Genomic DNA, 19,539 nt, shown 5'->3' on the forward strand with positions numbered 1-19,539 from the left:
AAGCCTGTCTGTGTCACAAAAGTGGTACAGACAGGCTTATGCATATTAACTTATGCATATTAAACAGATATTTATTTGGCACATCTGGCAGGCATCCTTTTTATAAGGAGGGCGTCCGCCGGCTTCTCTATGCAGATTGGTATAAGGGTATTATGTCCAATAACGCAGACCTTGACCGTATACGTGAAGCAGTCAATAACGTAGATACTTCGGAGCTGGAAACGCCGATTGCGGTTCCGGACAGGAAGAAAACTGTTGCGCTGATAAAACTTACACAGGCTGTGCTGCTGCCTCAGTTCTACCACTATAAAGGGCTGGATCAGGGCCAGGCGCTGGAGGCCCTTTCGGAGCAGATGGAGGCTCAGATCTACCGCGCGCTTCAGATGCATTCCCTTGACTGCTCCCAGTGCGCAAGCCTCCGCGACAGCTTCCTCGGCTGTCTCGCGCAGATAAAATCAGACGCGATGACTGATATCCGGGCGATCTATAACGGGGATCCCGCAGCGCCGTCCCTTCCTGAGGTCGTCGTATGCTATCCGGGATTCTACGCCGCATTCATCTATCGGATCGCGCACGTACTCTACAGCCTGGGCATCCCTTATATACCAAGGATCATGTCTGAGTTCGCACATGAGAAAACAGGGATCGATATCAATCCGGGGGCTTCGATTGGCCAATATTTCTGTATAGACCATGGCACCGGTGTGGTGATAGGTGAGACCGCGCGTATAGGGTCCCATGTAAAGCTGTATCAGGGCGTTACGATAGGTGCGCGCTCTTTTGATAAGGACAGCAGCGGGAACCCGGTCAAGGGCGGCAAGCGGCATCCGGATATCGGCGACAGGGCCACTATTTACGCTAACGCTACCATACTCGGCGGGGATACGGTGATAGGGGATGACTGCGTGATTGGCGCGAATGTATGGCTTACACAGTCTGTTGGCTCTGGGCAGAAGGTATTTTATACGCCGCAAAATCGTTCTCGTTAAAGGCGTGAGCAGGTATTTCGACGCATATAGGCGCATATATGCGACACGCCGAAAAATTGTGAGGTTGAAAAATCTCATAGTTATTGTATAGTTATCTATGTCGGCATTGCCGACCAGGTTAAACCTGATAACTGAACCCTTCTTCTCTCTTCTCTCTCAACCTCCCATGTTTTGCATGGGAGGTCTTTTTATGCCCGCTGGGTTTCTGAGTTTGCCTTTTACAGCACCGCAGCTGTCAGGAAGCTGTGCATTGGACAGAATGGAACAGCAGGTGTTATCGGGCGCTGGTTCAGCGTTGGGTGTTATTTGTTACGGCAGATCCAGAAGCTGATCCGGAGAGTGTCAGAGGTTTTGTGCGCGGTTGCCAAAGTGCTTACAGCGGCAGGGGGAGGAACCGCGATAAATCATCGCGTACCCCTACTGCGCTGATATGCCCGGCGTCTTTCTCCTCCTGCCATGTTGTGAACCCGCAGGCCATGCGCAGCCAGACTGCGGGCTCAAGTTCAATAACATCAGGAGGGGTGAGGTTATGCGGATCGCTTTTGGGGCCTTCGAGTATTTTGACTGCAGCGTAAGGGGCTATACGCAGCTCCACACCGGGGCCCGGTGCCAGTTTTTCCATAAGGAACAGCGAGTATCTTACAGCCATCGCGTAATCTTTCCGCGGCAGCTGCGGGGCTATCCCTATGCCGGCAGCGGATTGTCCTGCCTGCCGGGAAGCTTCATTTTTCCATGTGCGGAGGGCATGTTCGCCCGCAAGGATATCAGAGTCTTTGATCACGGCCATATTACGATTGTGCCACACCGTCCCGCCTCATTCCTGCGCATAGTGTAATATTCGTGTATTGCATGCGTTAGAACGTGCAAAAAATTAAGAAAAGAAATATAATGAGAAGCTGGGCTGGGCGTATGCACTGTATGCCTGGTCCGCTAGCAGTAGAAATCGGCAGATGGAAATGACTGGTTTCTATAGCTGTCGAAGCTGCATACTTTGCGCAGTACAGTGCCAGCCGCAGGGCAGGGGCATTATGCGGAGCGAGGTGTGCGGCAAGGCATATGAATGTGTTAACAACAGAAGGATTATTGTTATGACACAGATTACTGCGCCTCATGAGCAGATCTCAGCTGAGGCTTTCGCGGATGAAATCCGTGACTATCTTCTTAAAGGGCAGGGAGTTAAACCAGCTGAGGCTAAAGTTGAGGATGTGTATGTAGCAGCAGCTACCGCAGTCCGCAACCATCTGTTGGATGCATGGGCAAAGACCCGCGAAGATATGGTCAGTGGGAATACCAAAGCCGTGGGCTATTTGAGCGCTGAATTCCTTATGGGACGCCAGCTTCGCAATGCTCTGCTCAATGCAGGCCTTACAGAGCAGTTTAACAAAGCAGTTGCTGAGCTGGGTTTTGACCCGCACGATGTGATCACTGCTGAACCTGAGCCGGGCCTGGGTAATGGGGGCCTTGGACGTCTTGCAGCATGCTTTATTGATTCTCTGGCATCTATCGGTGTTCCCGCATTTGGGTACGGCATCCAGTATCAGTACGGTATTTTCCGCCAGGAATTCGATGATAAGGGCCGCCAGTACGAACGCGCCGATTACTGGCTTGCTAACGAGAACCCGTGGGGCCATACTGACTATAACCGTGATGTCCGCGTTAATTTTGGCGGGCATGTAGAGGATAACAACGGCAGGCGTGTGTGGAATCCTGACTGGTCTGTCCGTGCGGTCCCTGTAGATTATCTTGTACCTGGCTATGAATCGGGCCGTGTCAATACTTTGCGTTTATGGACTGCAAAGGCTTACCATGAGATCGACCTGCGCGCATTCAACCGCGGCGAATATTATCAGGCTGTAGAAAACCAGGTAAAGGCTGAGGATATAACCAAGATCCTGTATCCTGAAGATTCAACCCCCCAGGGCAAGTCCCTGCGCCTGCAGCAGCAGTATTTCTTCGTTGCCGCTTCACTGCACGACGCTATCCGTACTTTCTATCCGGGGCAGGATAAGCCGGATATGGCTACCTTCCCGAATAAGATCACATTCCAGCTCAACGATACCCATCCTGTAATCGGGATCCCGGAACTTATGCGTATCCTTATTGATGAATATGGCTATGACTGGGATACTGCGTGGGATATCACTACGCGCACTTTCAACTACACATGCCATACACTTCTTCCTGAAGCGCTTGAGATCTGGCCTGCACGCCTGATCAGGGAACTGCTCCCGCGCCATATGGAGATCATTGAACAGATCAACGAGCGTTTCGTGTCGCTTTTGCAGACGCTGACTGATGACAGTGCAAAGATCGACCGTATGAGGATCGTGACTTCCGGCGATGATCCGCAGGTCCGCATGGCTTATCTGGCGACTGCCGGCGGCACACATGTTAACGGCGTTGCTGAACTGCATTCCCAGCTTCTGAAAGATGTGACGCTTCGTGATTTCAGTGACCTTTTCCCGAACAAGTTCACAAATGTTACTAATGGTGTTACCCCCCGGCGCTTTGTGCGCCTTGCCAATCCGCGTATGTCTGACCTGATCACCGAAGGACTGGGCACAGATACATGGATCTCTGACCTGTCAAAGCTTGAAGGCCTTGTACCGCTGGCGGATGATGGGGAGTTCGTGCATAGGTTCGCTGAGGTAAAGCGTGCCAACAAGCGCGATTTCGCTGGGTTCGCAAAAGAGCATTATGGTTTTGATGTCAATCCTGACACCATGTTCGATTCCATGATCAAGCGCTTGCATGAGTATAAGCGCCAGTCACTCAAGATCCTTGCTGTTATCGCCCGCTATGCTTCGCTGAAGTCAGGCGAAACGGATGTGAACACCTTCACTCCGCGTACCGTGATTTTCGGGGCAAAGGCTGCGCCCGGCTATGCCATGGCCAAGGAAACGATCCAGCTTATCAACAATGTTTCCCGTGTTATCAATAATGACCCCGATATCCAGGGCAAGCTGAATGTGCTTTTCCCATGGAACTACAACATTGAGCTTTCCCAGAACCTGATCCCTGCGACTGAGCTTGACGAGCAGATATCCCAGGCCGGTAAGGAAGCTTCCGGGACAGGCAATATGAAGTTTGCCATTAACGGCGCCCTTACTGTCGGTACTCTTGATGGTGCGAATGTTGAGATCCGTGAACGGGTTGGCTACGAGAACTTCTTCCTTTTCGGCATGACTGTTGATGAGGTCGAGGCCCTGTATGCTGAAGGCTATGATAAGGGCATGTCCCGCCAGTATTATGAGAACGATCCCCGCCTGAAGCGTGCAATCGATATGGTTGCTGACGGTACATTCTCTGAGGGCGACCGCAGCACTTATCAGAACCTCGTCAATGACTGGCTGAGCAAAGATTACTTCATGACGCTTGCCGATTTCGGAGCCTATATGGATATCCAGAGCGAGATCGAGAAAACGTACGCTGATGAAAAGAAGTGGTTCCGCATGGCACTGCTCAACACGGCGCGTACGGGGTATTTCAGCTCAGACCGCTCTATTGAAGATTATCTTGAGCGTGTATGGATGACCGGCCCCCTTCCGGAGGATCCGCAGCTGAAAGCACGTGAAAATTAGCAGCAGGCACAGAGGCCGGGCATCCTGCTGTCCAGCCTCGCCTGCATGGTATCTCTTCCCTGCCTGTGAGTGCGGGCGGCTAGTTTTGCGGGTACAGCCTGCTGATGCTGTTCTGGTACCGGCTGCCTGGAATTGAGCTGGTATCAGGATGGCTGACAGATGATAAAAAGTTTGGGGTTGCCCTCTATAGAGGGCAACCCCAAACTGTATCTAATGTGATTATATTATTGGCCTCTAGCCCGCGGCAGGGGACTAACCAGTACTGAACTGGTACTGAAGAAGTTCGCCTGACTATTCAGCTTTTTCCTGGATCTCTTCAGCAGCTTCGTTTTCCTCTTCATCGTCAAGATCCAGCTCGACTGGTGATGAGCTGTTCTCCCACGGTTCTTCCCATGGGTCGTACTCAGGGTTCTGCTGCTTATAGATATAAAAGCCAACTAATCCGGCTAACAGGGCGCCGAAAATCAATGCGAAAAACTTCCAGCCGCTTCCGGACTTGCGTTCGTCCATAAGGGCTCCTTTCTGTAAGGGATGCGTAAGGATCATCCTTTGCATCAATACCACTATTCTATTCTTATTTTGTGGCGAATGCGTAATAACACGCCGATATTGCCCTGAATTTTTATCTTTGCAGAAATTAACCCTTGTTAATAAAGGCGTGTCGCGGCGTGTCGAGATAGTGGGGGATGGCTGCGCCTTCTTCTTAGCCTTTTGTACTTAGCCCTTTGCGGTAAAATTCTCTGTATGGATATGCGGACAGCCGCGGCGTCAGCAGCGCGTATACGCAAGAAAACAGGATCGGCAGCAGCGGCAGCTGCGGTGGTATCGGAGGCAAAAGTATGGTGAAAAATAAGGCAGAAAGTACCGCCAGAAGGGCGGTAATGGTGCGGGACAACGGTAACCCATACCAGGAACCATCGCGTGGCTCACGTACCGGCGGCAATGGATGGTTTCCGGGATCGCCCAGACCGGACAAGGGCCAGCGCAGTTTTGAACGCAAGGTACGCCTGCGGAAGTGGAAGTACGACTGGGAGAACGGCGGCACTAATATTACGGTGATCCTTATTGCGTTGTGTACGCTAATATGGGCTGTTGAGGAAATCATGTATTTCATCAGCAGACAGACTCTGGAATCAGCAGCGTCCTATGCTGAGCTGATCCCCAGTTTGTCTTTCAGCCGCCCCTGGACTATGCTGACTAACCTGTTCCTGCATGCGGTGCCGGACCCAAGCCATATCCTCTTCAATATGATCTCACTGTATATCGGCGGGATGATGCTGGAACGGCTGCTGGGGCACTGGGAATTCCTCGCATTGTATCTTATAAGCGGGTTTGCCGGATCTGTTATGTATGTTATCTGGTGGACGTATTTCGGTTCGGGGAATTTCGAGGCCGTACTCGGTGCGAGTGGCGCGATATTCGGGCTGTTCGGCGCGGCGATAGTGGCTTCAGCAAAAATGGGCGTGCGATCGGGGATGCAAACAGGGATGCGTTCAAACAATCTGGCCCTTATCATTTTCCTGGGGCTTGTGCTGATCGTCCCTATGATGTTTGGAAGGGTAGCGTGGCAGGCCCATATAGGCGGGGCTGCTGCAGGGGCTTTCCTGGCCTGGCTTATGACGTCAGGGCTGCCGGCTCTCCGCGCTAAAAGCATCGGCAGGCGGATGTGGATCTACGGCAGTGCGTTGTCCGCAGCGCTTGTTGTGCTCTGGCTGGTTTTCGGGCTTTTAGGCCCGCGGCTGGTGTAGGGGGGAAGCCGATAGTATTCCCTATCTTGATCTATTGATTGTGTTAACTGGTTGTAAGCCCGGCAAAATCAGTTAAAAATATTTAATATGCTGCGCGCCCTCTGAGGATTAAGAGTATATTTGTGCTTGTTAGGAGATATACACTTTGAGCAAGGGAGCCTCAAATGGGTTACAAAGCGCCGCGGAATGATAAAGGCGAAATAGATTACGGTGTAGGGCTGGATCTGGGCAACGGTTCAGTCGGATGGGTTGCGATGGATAAAGATTATCATCTTATCCGTGCCCGCGGCCATGAACTTATTGGTGCAAGGCTGTTTGACCCTGCAAACTCTGCTGAAAACCGCCGCGAGTCTCGTACGACCCGTCGGCGCCTGTCCCGCCGCCGCTGGCGCTTGCGTATGCTTGACTCGCTGTTTGCCTCTGAGCTTGCAAAGATTGATCCTAATTTCCTGGCACGCAGGAAATATTCGTGGGTGCATCCGAAGGATGAACAGAACCATGAGAACTGGTATGGCAGTATTATCTTTGGTTCCAAAGAACAGGATAAACAGTTTTATAAAGATTATCCGACGATTTATCATTTGCGTAAGAAACTGACGGAAGATACGGAGCGGCATGATATCCGTGAAATATATGTTGCGATCCACCATATCGTTAAGTATCGCGGCCACTTTCTGAGGGAAGGCGAGATAAATTCTGAGAATCTGTTTGATCCCGAGGGGTTTGTTGAGCTTATAAAGGATGTTATAAAGCTTAATAATTCTTATGATGAAAGCACCCCGATTTTTGAAGCTTCCCCTGCTGACGTATCAGAAGCACTTCTTAATGAGCATACAAGCCGGTCTGGCAGGATCGAAGATACTCTTGATAAACTTGATTTTTCTGTTTCAAGGGTTGATAAACATGAGCTTAAAGGTATGAGAGATGCTGCCAAGGCGGTTATCGGAGCAATTGTGGGGAATACTGCCGACTTCTCGAAAATATTTAACTTGGATAACCTGGATAAAGACAGTAAAGATAATTTGAAACTTAAATTCGCTGATTCCAATTTTGATGAGAAGTATGGAGGGGTAGTAGGATCAGGGCTTCTTGATGAAACTCAGATTGAGCTGGTTGACAGGATCCACGCTGTTTATGATGCAGTTGCCTTGAAAGGGATATTAGGTGATGCGCATACTATATCTGAGGCGAAAGTGGAATCGTATGAAAAACACCGCAAAAATTGGAAGCTGATTAAAGAGGAATTACGGACAAAAGAAAATAAAGATGAAGTTGACCTATGGTATGGGGACCTTTCAGGCAGGCAGTATAAGAACCCTCCTGATCCTGAGAAAGGTCCTGATGAAGGTTCTAAGAAAGATAGTCCGATCCGTGATTCCGATCAAAAACAGAATCTAATTAAAAAGGCAAATGATTATTTTACCGAATTAATTGATGATTCCCAGTTATCAGAGGAACAGAAGAACTGCCTCAAGAATGACATCAATAACGGGCAACTTTTTCCAGTTCAGAGATCATCTGATAATGGCGTTATCCCGTATCAGATCCATCTGAATGAGCTGCGCAGGATTATTGAGAATCAAAAGCAATACTATCCGTTCCTTGCTGAGACCTTTATCCGCAAAACGGCTGAAGGCAAAAGCTATGAGGAGAATAAAATTGTTGCCCTTCTGAAATTCAGGGTGCCGTATTATGTCGGTCCGCTTGTCAGCAAGGAGGATATGGAAGAACATAGCTCCGGTAACTCTGCATATCACTGGATGGCCAGGAATCCGGGGAGGGGCGAGGCTATTACTCCGTGGAACTTTGATGAAGTTGTTGATAAGGATGAGTCAGGTGCCCGGTTTATCAGTCGTCTGACGGGGACTGACACTTATCTGCTTGGTGAGCCAACTTTACCTCAACATTCATTGCTGTATGAAGAATATATGGTCCTCAGTGAGCTGAATAATGTCCGGCTCAATGTACGTCAGGGCAATCACTGGAGTGATAAAAACCGTCAGCGCCTGTCGTATAAGCAGAAAGAATTTCTTATTGAAAACCTGTTCAAAGAGCATAAGACAGTCACAAGAAAGAGGGCAGAGGATTGCCTCAGCTCAATGGGATGCGGAGAAGTACAGCTTTTTGGCCTTTCTGATGAGAAGAAGTTTGCCAGCTCACTGTCTTCGTATATTACGCTCAAAAAAATACTTGGGAAGGCCTTTGTTGATGATTCCGGCAACTCTGCCATATTGGAGAGGATCATTGAAGTCCAGACTGTATTTGAAGATAGGGAGCCTTTAACCCATCAGCTTTCCCTCATAGATAGCCTTACCGTTGAACAGCGTAAACAACTAGCTAAAATACACTACACGGGCTGGGGCAAACTTTCCAGGAAATTGCTGACTTCGAAGAAAGGCAGTTATAAGATCCATTCGCAGAATGAGATTATGCGGACCCAGCATAGCATTATTGATATTATGCGCGGCGATTCATTGAACCTTATTGAAATAATCCGTGATAAGAAGATTGGTATCGGTGAATGGATCGATAACGAAAATCTTGATCGGGAAACTGGAGAATCCGACGTTTCAAGGCTTGAATCCGTTTTTGAAGGTATAGTGATGTCTCCGCGTGTCAAACGTGGTGTAGTACAGGCTGTAAGGGTAATTGATGATCTTGCGAAGGCTATTGGCAACCCGCCTCAGCGTATTTTTATTGAGATGGCAGATGAAGTGCAGGCAAGCCAGCGTACAGTTTCACGGTTAAGCAGGCTTAAAGCATTGTATGGCAGCCCTTCGCTCCAGAAGGAATTCAATGATCTCAAGGATTTGCGGAAGAGCCTGAATGAGACAAAGGATGCGGACCTGCAGGAGGACAGATTATATCTGTACTATATCCAGCTCGGGAAAGACCTCTATACAGGTAAAGAAATCAGTATTGATTCCCTTTCCTCCGCGTATGATATTGACCATATTGTTCCTCAGGCGTTAACGCAGGATGATTCTATTGATAATCGTGTACTGGTGAGCAGGAAAGAGAACGCTCGTAAAACCGACTCGTATCTATATACTCCTGATCTTATTAAGAATATGAGACCTCTGTGGGGTAAACTGCTTGCTGCCGGTCTGATGAGCCAGAAGAAATACGATGCCTTAACGCGAGTTGATGATTTTAAAGATCGCGAAAAACAGCGTTTTGTGCAGCGGTCGCTGGTAGAAACACGTCAGATCATGAAGAATGTATCAACGATTCTCCGTACTTACTACGGTGAGGATACAAATGTTGTGACCCTTAAATCTTCCATTACGCACGATATGCGCAAATATTTGGGGTTCCCCTATAAGAACAGGGATATTAATGATTATCATCATGCACAGGATGCCTTGTGCATCTCAGCTGCTGGGCAGTTTATGCTCAACCGGCATTTCGTTTCTGGCGGTGAAGTAACTGATGGTGCTTCTAACGCTTATAACATGTATCTGGCTGAATATCTGCAGGAATTCCGCGATGCGAAAGCTCGTGGAGAGAGGAAAAGGAGTACGGCATTTGGATTTGTAGTTGGTTCTATGAGTTCAAAGGATGATGAGAAACGGACGGATCATCGTACCGGTGAGATCGTATGGTCTGAAACTAATGCAGAGTATCTCCGTAAGGTAATGAACTATAAGAAGATGCTCATCACGCAGAAGGTAGGCGATGTAAAAACACGCGCCCTTTATGATGAAACCCGCTACGGGCATAAGGAATCTTCCGCAAAATCAATAAAATTTGATAATTTGCGTAGAGACACTTCGCTTTACGGAGGATTTTCAGGCGCTTCTACAGCATATATGATGCTCGTTGAGTATAAAAAGAAAAATAAACTGGTGAGTATTACTGCCCAGGAAGCTTCATTGCTTGCGGTAGCCGATCAAAAAAATGATACTGTTTCTGTGATGGATGGCATACTTGCTAGTCATGGTTTATCTGGTGCAAAAATCCTTCTACCAAAAATAGTTACAGGGCAGCTGCTGGATTATTCAGATGCGCTTGTTACTCTCCAGTCTGCGAGTGAATTGAATACAGCCAGGCAAATGTGGCTGCCGCGGAATGATTATAACGATATAGATATCATTCTTAAAAGTAAAGACATTGAAGATGCTGCTCATAAGCTGGGATACGATAGTGATACCGTGCATGTTCTTCGACGAATCCAGAAACTTTTTGAAGCCGTGTTTCGGGTAGCTGAGAGTCAGTTCCCGTTGCATCAGCTTTCGAAAGATCAGCAGGAGGAAATCCTTAGGGATCCTCAAAATTATGGTTTCGGTAGTGCAGTGAAGCTGCTTGGCGGGTTGCTTAAGGCTTTGCATGCTAATGCTGAGAATACAAACTTGGCAGGTCTGGTTAAGGTGTTGCATGGGGATAAGGAGTACTCTGACGATGGAAAGGCGAAGGAATTCAAGAAATTTGGATTCTCGCCACGATGGAGGAGAATAAGCAATCCAACAGGCTTTACTTTGTCTGATTCAGATACCTTTATCTATCAGTCTCCGTCTGGTATTTTTGAGCAGAGGGTAACTGTCAAAGAGCTCAAAGAAAAAGCGGATAAGCAGAAATAGTAAGAATAAAAATATCCCCCTCCTTCAGGAGGGGGATTAAAGCCTTAAGGCTGAGTCTCTAAAGGACCCGGTGAAGCTTGACCGAAGTCTTGCTTTATTTCAATATTCATGTCTATCAGATCAATGATTTAGACCTTAGATTGTGACCAACAATCCTCTATTAGTATATCACGTTTTTGGAGGTGGTCATGGCGTGGCGGAATATTGTTATAACTAAGCATTCCAAAATCTCAGCTAAAATGAATCATCTGGTTATCCTGACGGATGATGATTCATTCCAGTTGCCGCTGGATGATGTTGCGATTATTGTTGTAGAAACGACCAGGGCAGTCATCACAACACATGCAATGTCAGAATGCCTGGCGCGTAATATCAAACTGATATTTTGCGATTCTAAAGGTTTGCCGATTGGGGAGAGCCTGCCTTATAAAATCAATACGAACCGTGTGGCCAATATACGGAAACAGTTTCAATGGGATCAGGAACTCAAAGATATGCTGTGGCAGCGCATTGTACAAGAGAAAATTGCGCATCAGGCATATGTGCTGAGTGAAATTGACTGCGAAGATGCGGAGACGGTCCGGAGGCTGGCATCTGTGGTTACTGCGGGTGATATGGATAACCGTGAAGCTGTGGCAGCCCACATGTACTTCCCTCGGCTGTTTACATATGAGTTTGTAAGAGGAGATGATTCAAACCCTGTGAATGCACTCCTGAATTACGGGTATTCGATCATCTTATCGGAAACTTGCCGTCAGGTGGCGCAATATGGATATCTATCTGAGCTCGGCATCCATCATGATAATGACAAGAACCCATTCAACCTGGCATGCGACCTGATGGAGCCGTTCCGGCCTTATGTTGATAAGCGTATATATGAGCTTGAAGAAAAAGAGCTGAATCCCGGGACTAAGGTCAAGCTGGTAGAGTTGCTGAGGGACGAGATCTCTGAGCAGAATACGAATCTTTCACATCTTATTGAGTTGTATGTAAGGGATTCGCTCCGCTACCTTGACGGAAGTGGAAAACTGCCTGAGTTGGGATTCATACAATGAGGTATAGGGTTATGCGTGTAATGGTTTTCTTTGACCTTCCAACAGTAACAGATGCAGACCGGAGGAATTACCGCCAGTTCAGGAAGTCTCTGATAGAGGAGGGGTTCCTGATGATTCAGGAGTCAGTATATGTGCGGATTGCTACTACACGTGAATCTGCGCAATTTCTGGAATCGCGTGTTGCCTCCTTCGTTCCGCCTAGAGGCGTTATCCAATCCCTTATCGTGACTGAAAAGCAATATGCAGGGATGAGATTCCTTGCAGGGGAGAGCGTTAAAGATATTTCAAATTTCGATACAAAGACGGTGGTCATATGATCTCACGAATCACAATCCCTCCATTAGAGCCTTTTGATTTGGATAAGGGGCTGAATATTATTAGCACAAACTCGTTGAGTGTATTCTTTTCGCTCTCGCAGGGTATTAAAGGCAAGAACGAAATGATGCATTTTTATGATGATGATAATAATCGTATAGAAAAGCTGGAATCTGAGATTTTGCTGGTCGGGGATATTGCTGGAATGCTCAATTATGATGAATGGTTCAAAAAGCAGCTGCTATCTGCGTATATCAGGGAATTTGATGATGAGCAGCTGGCAGCGCTTCACAATATCCACGCCCAGTTATTTTCTGTACTGGATAAAGCAGCTCTGGATTCAATGCTGCCAATCGCGTTGAACCAGGAATTTGACACCAAAAATCTTGTGAGTATTTTTAAGCCGACAGTCGACGTGCCGGAGTACGAAAACTTCTATGATGAGATACAGGCAGTTATTGATATTGCGGGAGCTTTGTCAGAGAAACGAATGCTTGTGCTGTTTCATATAAGTGAATATTGTACTAATGACCAGCTAGAATATTTAGTATCAGATATTAAAAGACAAGAACTACAGGTGCTCTACCTTGAGCGGACTGACCATCTGCTCAGGTTCGGCGACGAAAGAAGCTATTATGTTGATGAAGATTTTGTCCAGTTCTCATGAACTGCTCAGGATACTTCAAGGCTATCGGTTTCAGATGTCTGTCAGATCAATGAGGTAGACCACAAGCCAGAACAAATAACTACGGTAGATGTAGTTTCAGATGTCTGTCAGATCAATGAGGTAGACCACCTGGCACCTGGTCACTATCGACGATAAGGAGTTTCAGATGTCTGTCAGATCAATGAGGTAGACCACGCTGATAATGGCCAATCCGCCAACTTACTGGTTTCAGATGTCTGTCAGATCAATGAGGTAGACCACGCTTGGGAATACTCGTGTTTGGCAGTGGGGGTTTCAGATGTCTGTCAGATCAATGAGGTAGACCACAGCGTTTAAGAGTATGCAGGAGACGATAGAGTTTCAGATGTCTGTCAGATCAATGAGGTAGACCACTTAATGACGCGGAATGGCTGCACCGTATGTGTTTCAGATGTCTGTCAGATCAATGAGGTAGACCACGGCCGTGACACTATTAAAGCATTACAGCGTGTTTCAGATGTCTGTCAGATCAATGAGGTAGACCACAAACTCACTGTTTTGTAGTGCAACCTCTGTGTTTCAGATGTCTGTCAGATCAATGAGGTAGACCACACCGAAGTTGGTAGAGACGATGTATCCGAAGTTTCAGATGTCTGTCAGATCAATGAGGTAGACCACTAAGCCTGCTTATCAGCATTATCACCGTGAGTTTCAGATGTCTGTCAGATCAATGAGGTAGACCACGTGTTGTCGTGGAGGCCTTTGAAGATGAATGTTTCAGATGTCTGTCAGATCAATGAGGTAGACCACTCAACGATTTAGAACAGCTTGCACTCAGTAGTTTCAGATGTCTGTCAGATCAATGAGGTAGACCACGATCTCCGGGCGGATCACATCAGGCAAATGGTTTCAGATGTCTGTCAGATCAATGAGGTAGACCACTAGCGGCGAATCCTATCGGAACAATAATCGGTTTCAGATGTCTGTCAGATCAATGAGGTAGACCACAAAAAATACGACACCACCATCAGCGAAATGGTTTCAGATGTCTGTCAGATCAATGAGGTAGACCACGATAAGGAATTAGCTTCAGCTGAGGAGCGTGTTTCAGATGTCTGTCAGATCAATGAGGTAGACCACGCGTAGAGGATTTCCAGGCGCAGCGCGAGCGTTTCAGATGTCTGTCAGATCAATGAGGTAGACCACCGTTGTTTGTTTTCTTTTTTTGTTTTTTGTGTTTCAGATGTCTGTCAGATCAATGAGGTAGACCACATTCATGATGTCAAGCGACCTCAACAAGATGTTTCAGATGTCTGTCAGATCAATGAGGTAGACCACTAAGCCTGCTTATCAGCATTATCACCGTGAGTTTCAGATGTCTGTCAGATCAATGAGGTAGACCACTCTATTTTTATGCTGGTGAGGTTGGGGTGTGTTTCAGATGTCTGTCAGATCAATGAGGTAGACCACGATCTCCGGGCGGATCACATCAGGCAAATGGTTTCAGATGTCTGTCAGATCAATGAGGTAGACCACTAGCGGCGAATCCTATCGGAACAATAATCGGTTTCAGATGTCTGTCAGATCAATGAGGTAGACCACAAAAAATACGACACCACCATCAGCGAAATGGTTTCAGATGTCTGTCAGATCAATGAGGTAGACCACGATAAGGAATTAGCTTCAGCTGAGGAGCGTGTTTCAGATGTCTGTCAGATCAATGAGGTAGACCACGCGTAGAGGATTTCCAGGCGCAGCGCGAGCGTTTCAGATGTCTGTCAGATCAATGAGGTAGACCACATAAAGTATCCTTATCCACCACTGACGAGGGTTTCAGATGTCTGTCAGATCAATGAGGTAGACCACTATTAGCACCGTAGACCTGTCCACATTCGAGTTTCAGATGTCTGTCAGATCAATGAGGTAGACCACAATAGACGAAATAATACCCGTCAGCCTAGGGTTTCAGATGTCTGTCAGATCAATGAGGTAGACCACGACCAGGGACCAGCAGTGGGCACAGTCAATGTTTCAGATGTCTGTCAGATCAATGAGGTAGACCACGTGCAAGTAACGGAATACACCCAGTTAATTATAGTTCCTAAAAGCTAAAATACCAGTAAACCAACAGGTTCAGGAAGGTTCCCGGCAGCTTCGGCATTACTGTCGCCATCGTCATATATTTTGGGTTATGCTGAGGTAAAAATTTTTACTGAAGTGTGCAGGAGGTTATCATGGTCACGCTCAGGGAGGTTGCAGAACGGGCCGGGGTATCGCAGAGTACGGTGTCGCGTTTGTTGAATGACCCGTCTTTCTCCATCAAGGAGGAGACGAGACGGCGGATATTCCGGGTCTGCGAAGAGCTGGGCTACCGTAATGTGTTCCGCCCCTCGGTTGCAGTGCTGGATGCGCCGCCTCTCGGCGAGGAATTGCAGGATGCGTATTTCTCTGAATCCCGGAAAGTGCTGTTGGAATGCGCAGATTCAATGGGGTTGGATCGGCCAACTTTCGTGCATTCGATCCGTGAACTGACAAAGCGGGCATCTGAGTTTGACGGATTCGTGACAGTTGGTGAGAAGGTGTTCCCTGCGGATGATCTGCGGGCCCTTCATGCGGTACTTCCTCACGGTGTATGCGTAGATACAAACCCCGCGCCGCATCTGTTCGACTCCGTACGTCCGGATCTGTCGCAGACAATGCTGGATGCATTGGACGCAATGGTCGCCTCGGGGCGCAGGCGTGTCGCATTCCTTGGCGGTATAGGCAGTATTATGGGGCTGCATAATTATCCGCAGGATCTCTGCGAACTTGCATTCCGCGAATGGGCTGCACACTTGGGGCTTGATGTGGAAGGCATGGTATACGCATCGGGCAAGTTTACGGTGGAAAATGGGCGCCGTCTGGCTGAGCGTCTGGTCACAGACCGTCGCGGTAACGGAAATAACGGCAGTACAATGCCGGATGGCCTGATCGTAGCGGCGGATGTGCTGGCAGTGGGTGCATTGCAGCAGCTGAATGCGATGGGTATAGCTGTGCCGGATGAGCTGGCGGTAGTAAGCGTTAACGGCCAGTCAATTGCCCGTTACACGTCGCCGCCATTGAGCTCGTACGTGATTGATCAGTATGAGATGGCGCGCATGGCATTATCTACGCTGATTGACGGATTGAAACATGAGCGTCATCTGCGCCGCCATCTGCTGCTTACTACAGAACTGGCAGTGCGGGACAGCTTCATACCGCGAAGCTGATCCGCTGTCCGGCCCGTGCTTTGGTACTCTGGTAAATTGTGTATATATTCCATATATTAATATTACATTTGCAAAGCCTCAAATCAGGATGAGGGTCCCAGCCCCCTGTCCTAAATATGCTCAAGGATAACATCAAGGGTCAGGGGTTCGCTGGCCGGGAGCTGATAGTCTGTGTGGACGGGTGCCCCCCATGAATCGTCACCGCCGACACCCATCTGTCCGGCAAGCAGGCGCAGGTAATTATGATGAGGTTCGGGCAGATCTTCGCTGCGCCGCGTGGCCTCAATGGTATACGTGTCCCAGGGCAGGAGGCTTGCGGCAAAGGGGTGGGATCCGCGGCGGGAAACACGCAGGCCATGGCCATGGCTGTCGGTAGCCTCAAGCCAGCGCACATCTTCCCGGTTGCCAGTCTCCTGCACTGTAAGATAGGGTGCCATGCTTTTTCGGGCTGTAGTGTTCCAGATGCCGAGCTTTCCGCCGCTCCTGCGGTCGCGGTAAGTCTCTTCGGGACCCGGCCCGTAGTAACACAGGTTCGTGTATTGTTCGGGGAGCTCCCATTCTATGCCGAACGCAGGCAGGCTTGCAGCTTCCTCATTTTTAATACCGGGGTAGAAGATAGCCAGCCTCATGCGCATATCTGTCATAATATCGTATATAACGGTAACAGGTGTATGGCCTGGGTCAGCAAGCTTATATTGGTATGTAGCCGTCAGCCCGCCGTTATTTTTACGGATATCAGTATCGTCAGCGATAGCGTACCTCCCGGCTGCAAACCATGCAGCCCGGTCAAATCCCGACCGGTTGCCCCGGTCGTTATCGGTCAGCGGACGGAATGTGAGCAAATCGGGCCGACGGATAACGATCTCCCGCCCGCTATGCTTCCAGGAGACGATACCGCCCTGGGTACGGGACAGGATGATTTCTTCATCATTATGCCGGATGCCGGCGTTCCATCGGCTGAGCGTGACCGCGGCCCCCTCTGCAGTGCTGCTGTGTATGCCGGCGCCGTTATTTTCGCCTTCATGGGAAGGCGCGGCGGTGGTTTGCCCGAATACGAGCTCATATCCTGCGGGCGCCCAGGAGGTTGCCTCAGCCAGGCGCATATCTACTTCGTAGGTGATCTCATATGTGCATCCATGGGGGTCGGGGATAGGGAATGCAATATCATAGTGGGCGGTGCTGCCGGCAGGCACAGCGAATTGATAATCGGCGTGCCATGTTTCACAGCCGTCTTCCAGCAGCCGGGCTGTAAACGTGTAGCCGCTGGTATCAGCGAACAGGTTATGGTTTTCAATGGTTACGCCGTGGCTGTCAGGGATGAGCCGGACCGGCGAATAGAGTTGTCTGACTTCCTGTGCTTTAGGGCTGGGTGTACGGCCGGCAAATACGATGCCGTTGCCGGCAAACTCATAATCAGTCGGGCGGTCACCCCAGTCACCGCCGACCGTTAACCGCTCTGTACCGTCTGGAAGGCGCTGGAGCAGGCCCTGGTCAATGTAGTCCCAGATAAAACCTCCCGCATAATGATCATAGGGTTCCAGATCGGTAAATTCGCTGAGCCCGCCGCATGAGTTTCCCATAGCGTGCATGTACTCGCAGCTGATAAAAGGTTTTAGCGGCTTGTCGTTGCTGCCATTACTGTTCTCAAGCCAGTCGCGGATATCTGCAGGTTTAGCATACATGCGGCTTTCAAAATCGCTGATCTCGTCGTATGCGCGGTTCCACGTGACGCCTTCATAGTGGACAGGGCGGGATGGGTCAAGCGTATGTGCGTGCTCGCTCATGGCCTTGAGAACGTCACCGGCATAAGATTCGTTGCCGAGGGACCAGATGAGTACGCTGGGATGGTTGCGGTCCCGAAGGATCATACTGTCCAGCCGGTCGATGCAGGCGGGCTGCCAGGCCAAATCATCACCTGGGATAGATGTGCCAACTGCTTTGTCCCCGGGGCCGTTCCAGCTGCCGTGCGTCTCCAGGTTTGCTTCATCGATCAGATAGATACCGTATTCGTCGCACAGTTGGTACCAGCGGGACTGGTTTGGATAGTGGGAGGTGCGTACCGCATTGATGTTGTGCCGTTTCAGGAAGCGGATATCCCACAGCATATCTTCTTCTGTGATGGCACGGCCGCGATGTGCGTTGAATTCATGCCGGTTCACCCCGCGCAGAATAAGGCGTTTACCGTTGATTTTCAGGATTCCGTCTTCAATAGCTACCCGGCGGAACCCGACCCGCGTGCGCGCGGTTTCAATGGCCGCGCCAGCCTTGTCATGCAGCGTGATGGTGAGCATATACAGGTTCGGCTCTTCTGCGCTCCACGGTGCGATGCTGCCTATGGCCGCGTCAGTATGCAGTGTGTCAGTGCCAGTTATAGCCAAACTGGTTTGCCAGATGGGGATGCCAGTGGATGCGGAAAGCGATATTTCAGCATCGGCTGCATTTTCTGCATGGGAGATCTGCGCATCTATGGAGAATAAACCGTGCGATACAGCAGGATCCCAGTCTGCCGTTGTATGGAGGTCGGCTATATGTGCGGCAGGTTGTGCATTCAGTTCGACTGAACGGAACAGGCCGTGCAGGCGCCAAAAGTCCTGATCCTCCAGCCAGCTTGCGCTTGAGTACTCGTAGCAGGCTACTGACAATGTATTATTGTCTCTGCGGATCGCGTCAGTCACATCAAATTCACTGGGGGTGAATGAGTCTTCTGCATAGCCGATGAATACGCCGTTGAGCCACACATAGATCGCTGTTGCTGCCCCGTGAAAGGTGAGCGTTACTGTGCGTCTGTCCTGCACGGCGCTTGCCACAGCCCCTTTCGGTGTAAATGTACGCCGATATAATGCTGCATGGTTAGCCTCGGGTATGTCGGGCGCCTGCGGATCCTCGTGCCCATCCCATGGATACTGGATATTCACATATTGGGGTACAAGCAGCCCGGCGCTTTGCAGATTTGACGGTACTGTAATACTGGAAAAACCTGAGCTGTCGAAGCTGTCGAATCCAGAGGCTGTGAATAGTGGTGATGTGCTGCCGTCCTGGCCTGGACGCTTTACAGGTTCTATGCGTACCTGCCATTCGCCGTCCAGGCTCTGTTTTAAGTTGCCTGTTTCGCTGTTTTCCGGTGTATGCGTCCAGCAGGTGTGGTCTGCATGGGCTTTAAGCCTGTTGACCGCATATATACGCGGGTCGGTAAGCCATTCTGTCTTAGGTAGTGGCAGGGAGGGGATCGCTGCAGTGCTGTCCGGGGTATTGCCTGTACTCATGCTGTCCTCGCTTTCACGTGGGATAATAGCGCCGCGCCGTTGTCGCCGCAATATCAGTTATCGCAATAAAATTTTCTGCATACTGATTATAAAATATTTTACTTTTTAATGCAA

The 19,539-nt window shown here is 49.2% G+C and carries 11 protein-coding genes and 1 CRISPR repeat array; of the genes, 8 read left to right on the plus strand and 3 right to left on the minus strand.

What is annotated here, in order from left to right:
• Positions 1-152: 152 nt before the first annotated feature.
• The gene (locus tag HMPREF9156_RS0106375; RefSeq protein WP_007147947.1) at positions 153-989 is read left to right on the plus strand and encodes a DapH/DapD/GlmU-related protein; all 837 of its coding nucleotides are present in this window, start codon (positions 153-155) and stop codon (positions 987-989) included.
• 373 nt (positions 990-1,362) lie between these two features.
• Here HMPREF9156_RS0106375 and HMPREF9156_RS0106380 read toward each other — a convergent pair whose 3' ends face one another.
• Positions 1,363-1,776 carry a sterol carrier family protein gene (locus HMPREF9156_RS0106380; protein WP_017147594.1) on the minus strand — a complete coding sequence of 138 codons (414 nt, stop codon included), beginning with the start codon at positions 1,774-1,776 and terminating at the stop codon, positions 1,363-1,365.
• A 301-nt stretch (positions 1,777-2,077) separates the two neighbouring features.
• Between HMPREF9156_RS0106380 and HMPREF9156_RS0106385 the strand changes: the two genes are divergently transcribed.
• Positions 2,078-4,570 (plus strand): glycogen/starch/alpha-glucan phosphorylase, encoded by a 2,493-nt coding sequence (locus HMPREF9156_RS0106385; protein WP_007147949.1) that lies wholly within the window; start codon positions 2,078-2,080, stop codon positions 4,568-4,570.
• Between the two features lie 291 nt (positions 4,571-4,861).
• Here HMPREF9156_RS0106385 and HMPREF9156_RS0106390 read toward each other — a convergent pair whose 3' ends face one another.
• Positions 4,862-5,080 carry a hypothetical protein gene (locus HMPREF9156_RS0106390; protein ID WP_007147950.1) on the minus strand — a complete coding sequence of 73 codons (219 nt, stop codon included), beginning with the start codon at positions 5,078-5,080 and terminating at the stop codon, positions 4,862-4,864.
• 329 nt (positions 5,081-5,409) lie between these two features.
• Here HMPREF9156_RS0106390 and HMPREF9156_RS0106400 point away from each other — a divergent pair, with 329 nt between their 5' ends.
• The 6 genes from HMPREF9156_RS0106400 to HMPREF9156_RS0106425 all read left to right on the plus strand — a co-directional run bounded on the left by HMPREF9156_RS0106400 (position 5,410) and on the right by HMPREF9156_RS0106425 (position 16,162).
• The gene (locus tag HMPREF9156_RS0106400; protein ID WP_007147951.1) at positions 5,410-6,318 is read left to right on the plus strand and encodes a rhomboid family intramembrane serine protease; all 909 of its coding nucleotides are present in this window, start codon (positions 5,410-5,412) and stop codon (positions 6,316-6,318) included.
• 164 nt (positions 6,319-6,482) lie between these two features.
• Positions 6,483-10,898 carry a type II CRISPR RNA-guided endonuclease Cas9 gene (gene cas9, locus HMPREF9156_RS0106405; RefSeq protein WP_007147952.1) on the plus strand — a complete coding sequence of 1,472 codons (4,416 nt, stop codon included), beginning with the start codon at positions 6,483-6,485 and terminating at the stop codon, positions 10,896-10,898.
• Positions 10,899-11,086: 188 nt separating this feature from the next.
• Positions 11,087-11,953: a type II CRISPR-associated endonuclease Cas1 gene (gene cas1 / locus HMPREF9156_RS0106410; protein WP_007147953.1), complete on the plus strand. Its 867-nt coding sequence runs from the start codon at positions 11,087-11,089 to the stop codon at positions 11,951-11,953.
• Positions 11,954-11,964: 11 nt separating this feature from the next.
• On the plus strand, positions 11,965-12,270 hold the full coding sequence (gene cas2, locus HMPREF9156_RS0106415) for a CRISPR-associated endonuclease Cas2 (RefSeq protein WP_007147954.1): 306 nt from the start codon (positions 11,965-11,967) through the stop codon (positions 12,268-12,270).
• Positions 12,267-12,935, plus strand: a complete 669-nt coding sequence (gene csn2, locus HMPREF9156_RS0106420; protein WP_007147955.1) for a type II-A CRISPR-associated protein Csn2 — start codon at positions 12,267-12,269, stop codon at positions 12,933-12,935. The genes cas2 and csn2 overlap by 4 nt, the downstream gene beginning before the upstream one ends.
• Before the next feature lie 27 nt (positions 12,936-12,962).
• Positions 12,963-14,978: direct repeats of the CRISPR family, unit length 36 nt; unit sequence GTTTCAGATGTCTGTCAGATCAATGAGGTAGACCAC.
• Between the two features lie 170 nt (positions 14,979-15,148).
• Entirely contained in the window at positions 15,149-16,162 is a 1,014-nt protein-coding gene (locus tag HMPREF9156_RS0106425; RefSeq protein ID WP_007147956.1) for a LacI family DNA-binding transcriptional regulator, read from the plus strand.
• A gap of 110 nt (positions 16,163-16,272) precedes the next feature.
• Here the strand turns inward: HMPREF9156_RS0106425 and lacZ are convergent, their stop codons facing one another.
• Positions 16,273-19,425: a beta-galactosidase, LacZ type gene (lacZ, locus tag HMPREF9156_RS0106430; protein WP_007147957.1), complete on the minus strand. Its 3,153-nt coding sequence runs from the start codon at positions 19,423-19,425 to the stop codon at positions 16,273-16,275.
• Positions 19,426-19,539 lie beyond the last annotated feature (114 nt).

The organism is Scardovia wiggsiae F0424 (assembly GCF_000269605.1).
GTDB lineage: Bacteria > Actinomycetota > Actinomycetes > Actinomycetales > Bifidobacteriaceae > Scardovia > Scardovia wiggsiae.

Bases quoted from the DNA above. Each gene is read 5' to 3' on its own strand.
- HMPREF9156_RS0106375 (WP_007147947.1), top strand. From the start codon at position 153: ATGTCCAATAACGCAGACCTTGACCGTATACGTGAAGCAGTCAATAAC.
- HMPREF9156_RS0106380 (WP_017147594.1), bottom strand. From the start codon at position 1,776: ATGGCCGTGATCAAAGACTCTGATATCCTTGCGGGCGAACATGCCCTC.
- HMPREF9156_RS0106385 (WP_007147949.1), top strand. From the start codon at position 2,078: ATGACACAGATTACTGCGCCTCATGAGCAGATCTCAGCTGAGGCTTTC.
- HMPREF9156_RS0106390 (WP_007147950.1), bottom strand. From the start codon at position 5,080: ATGGACGAACGCAAGTCCGGAAGCGGCTGGAAGTTTTTCGCATTGATT.
- HMPREF9156_RS0106400 (WP_007147951.1), top strand. From the start codon at position 5,410: ATGGTGAAAAATAAGGCAGAAAGTACCGCCAGAAGGGCGGTAATGGTG.
- cas9 (WP_007147952.1), top strand. From the start codon at position 6,483: ATGGGTTACAAAGCGCCGCGGAATGATAAAGGCGAAATAGATTACGGT.
- cas1 (WP_007147953.1), top strand. From the start codon at position 11,087: ATGGCGTGGCGGAATATTGTTATAACTAAGCATTCCAAAATCTCAGCT.
- cas2 (WP_007147954.1), top strand. From the start codon at position 11,965: ATGCGTGTAATGGTTTTCTTTGACCTTCCAACAGTAACAGATGCAGAC.
- csn2 (WP_007147955.1), top strand. From the start codon at position 12,267: ATGATCTCACGAATCACAATCCCTCCATTAGAGCCTTTTGATTTGGAT.
- HMPREF9156_RS0106425 (WP_007147956.1), top strand. From the start codon at position 15,149: ATGGTCACGCTCAGGGAGGTTGCAGAACGGGCCGGGGTATCGCAGAGT.
- lacZ (WP_007147957.1), bottom strand. From the start codon at position 19,425: ATGAGTACAGGCAATACCCCGGACAGCACTGCAGCGATCCCCTCCCTG.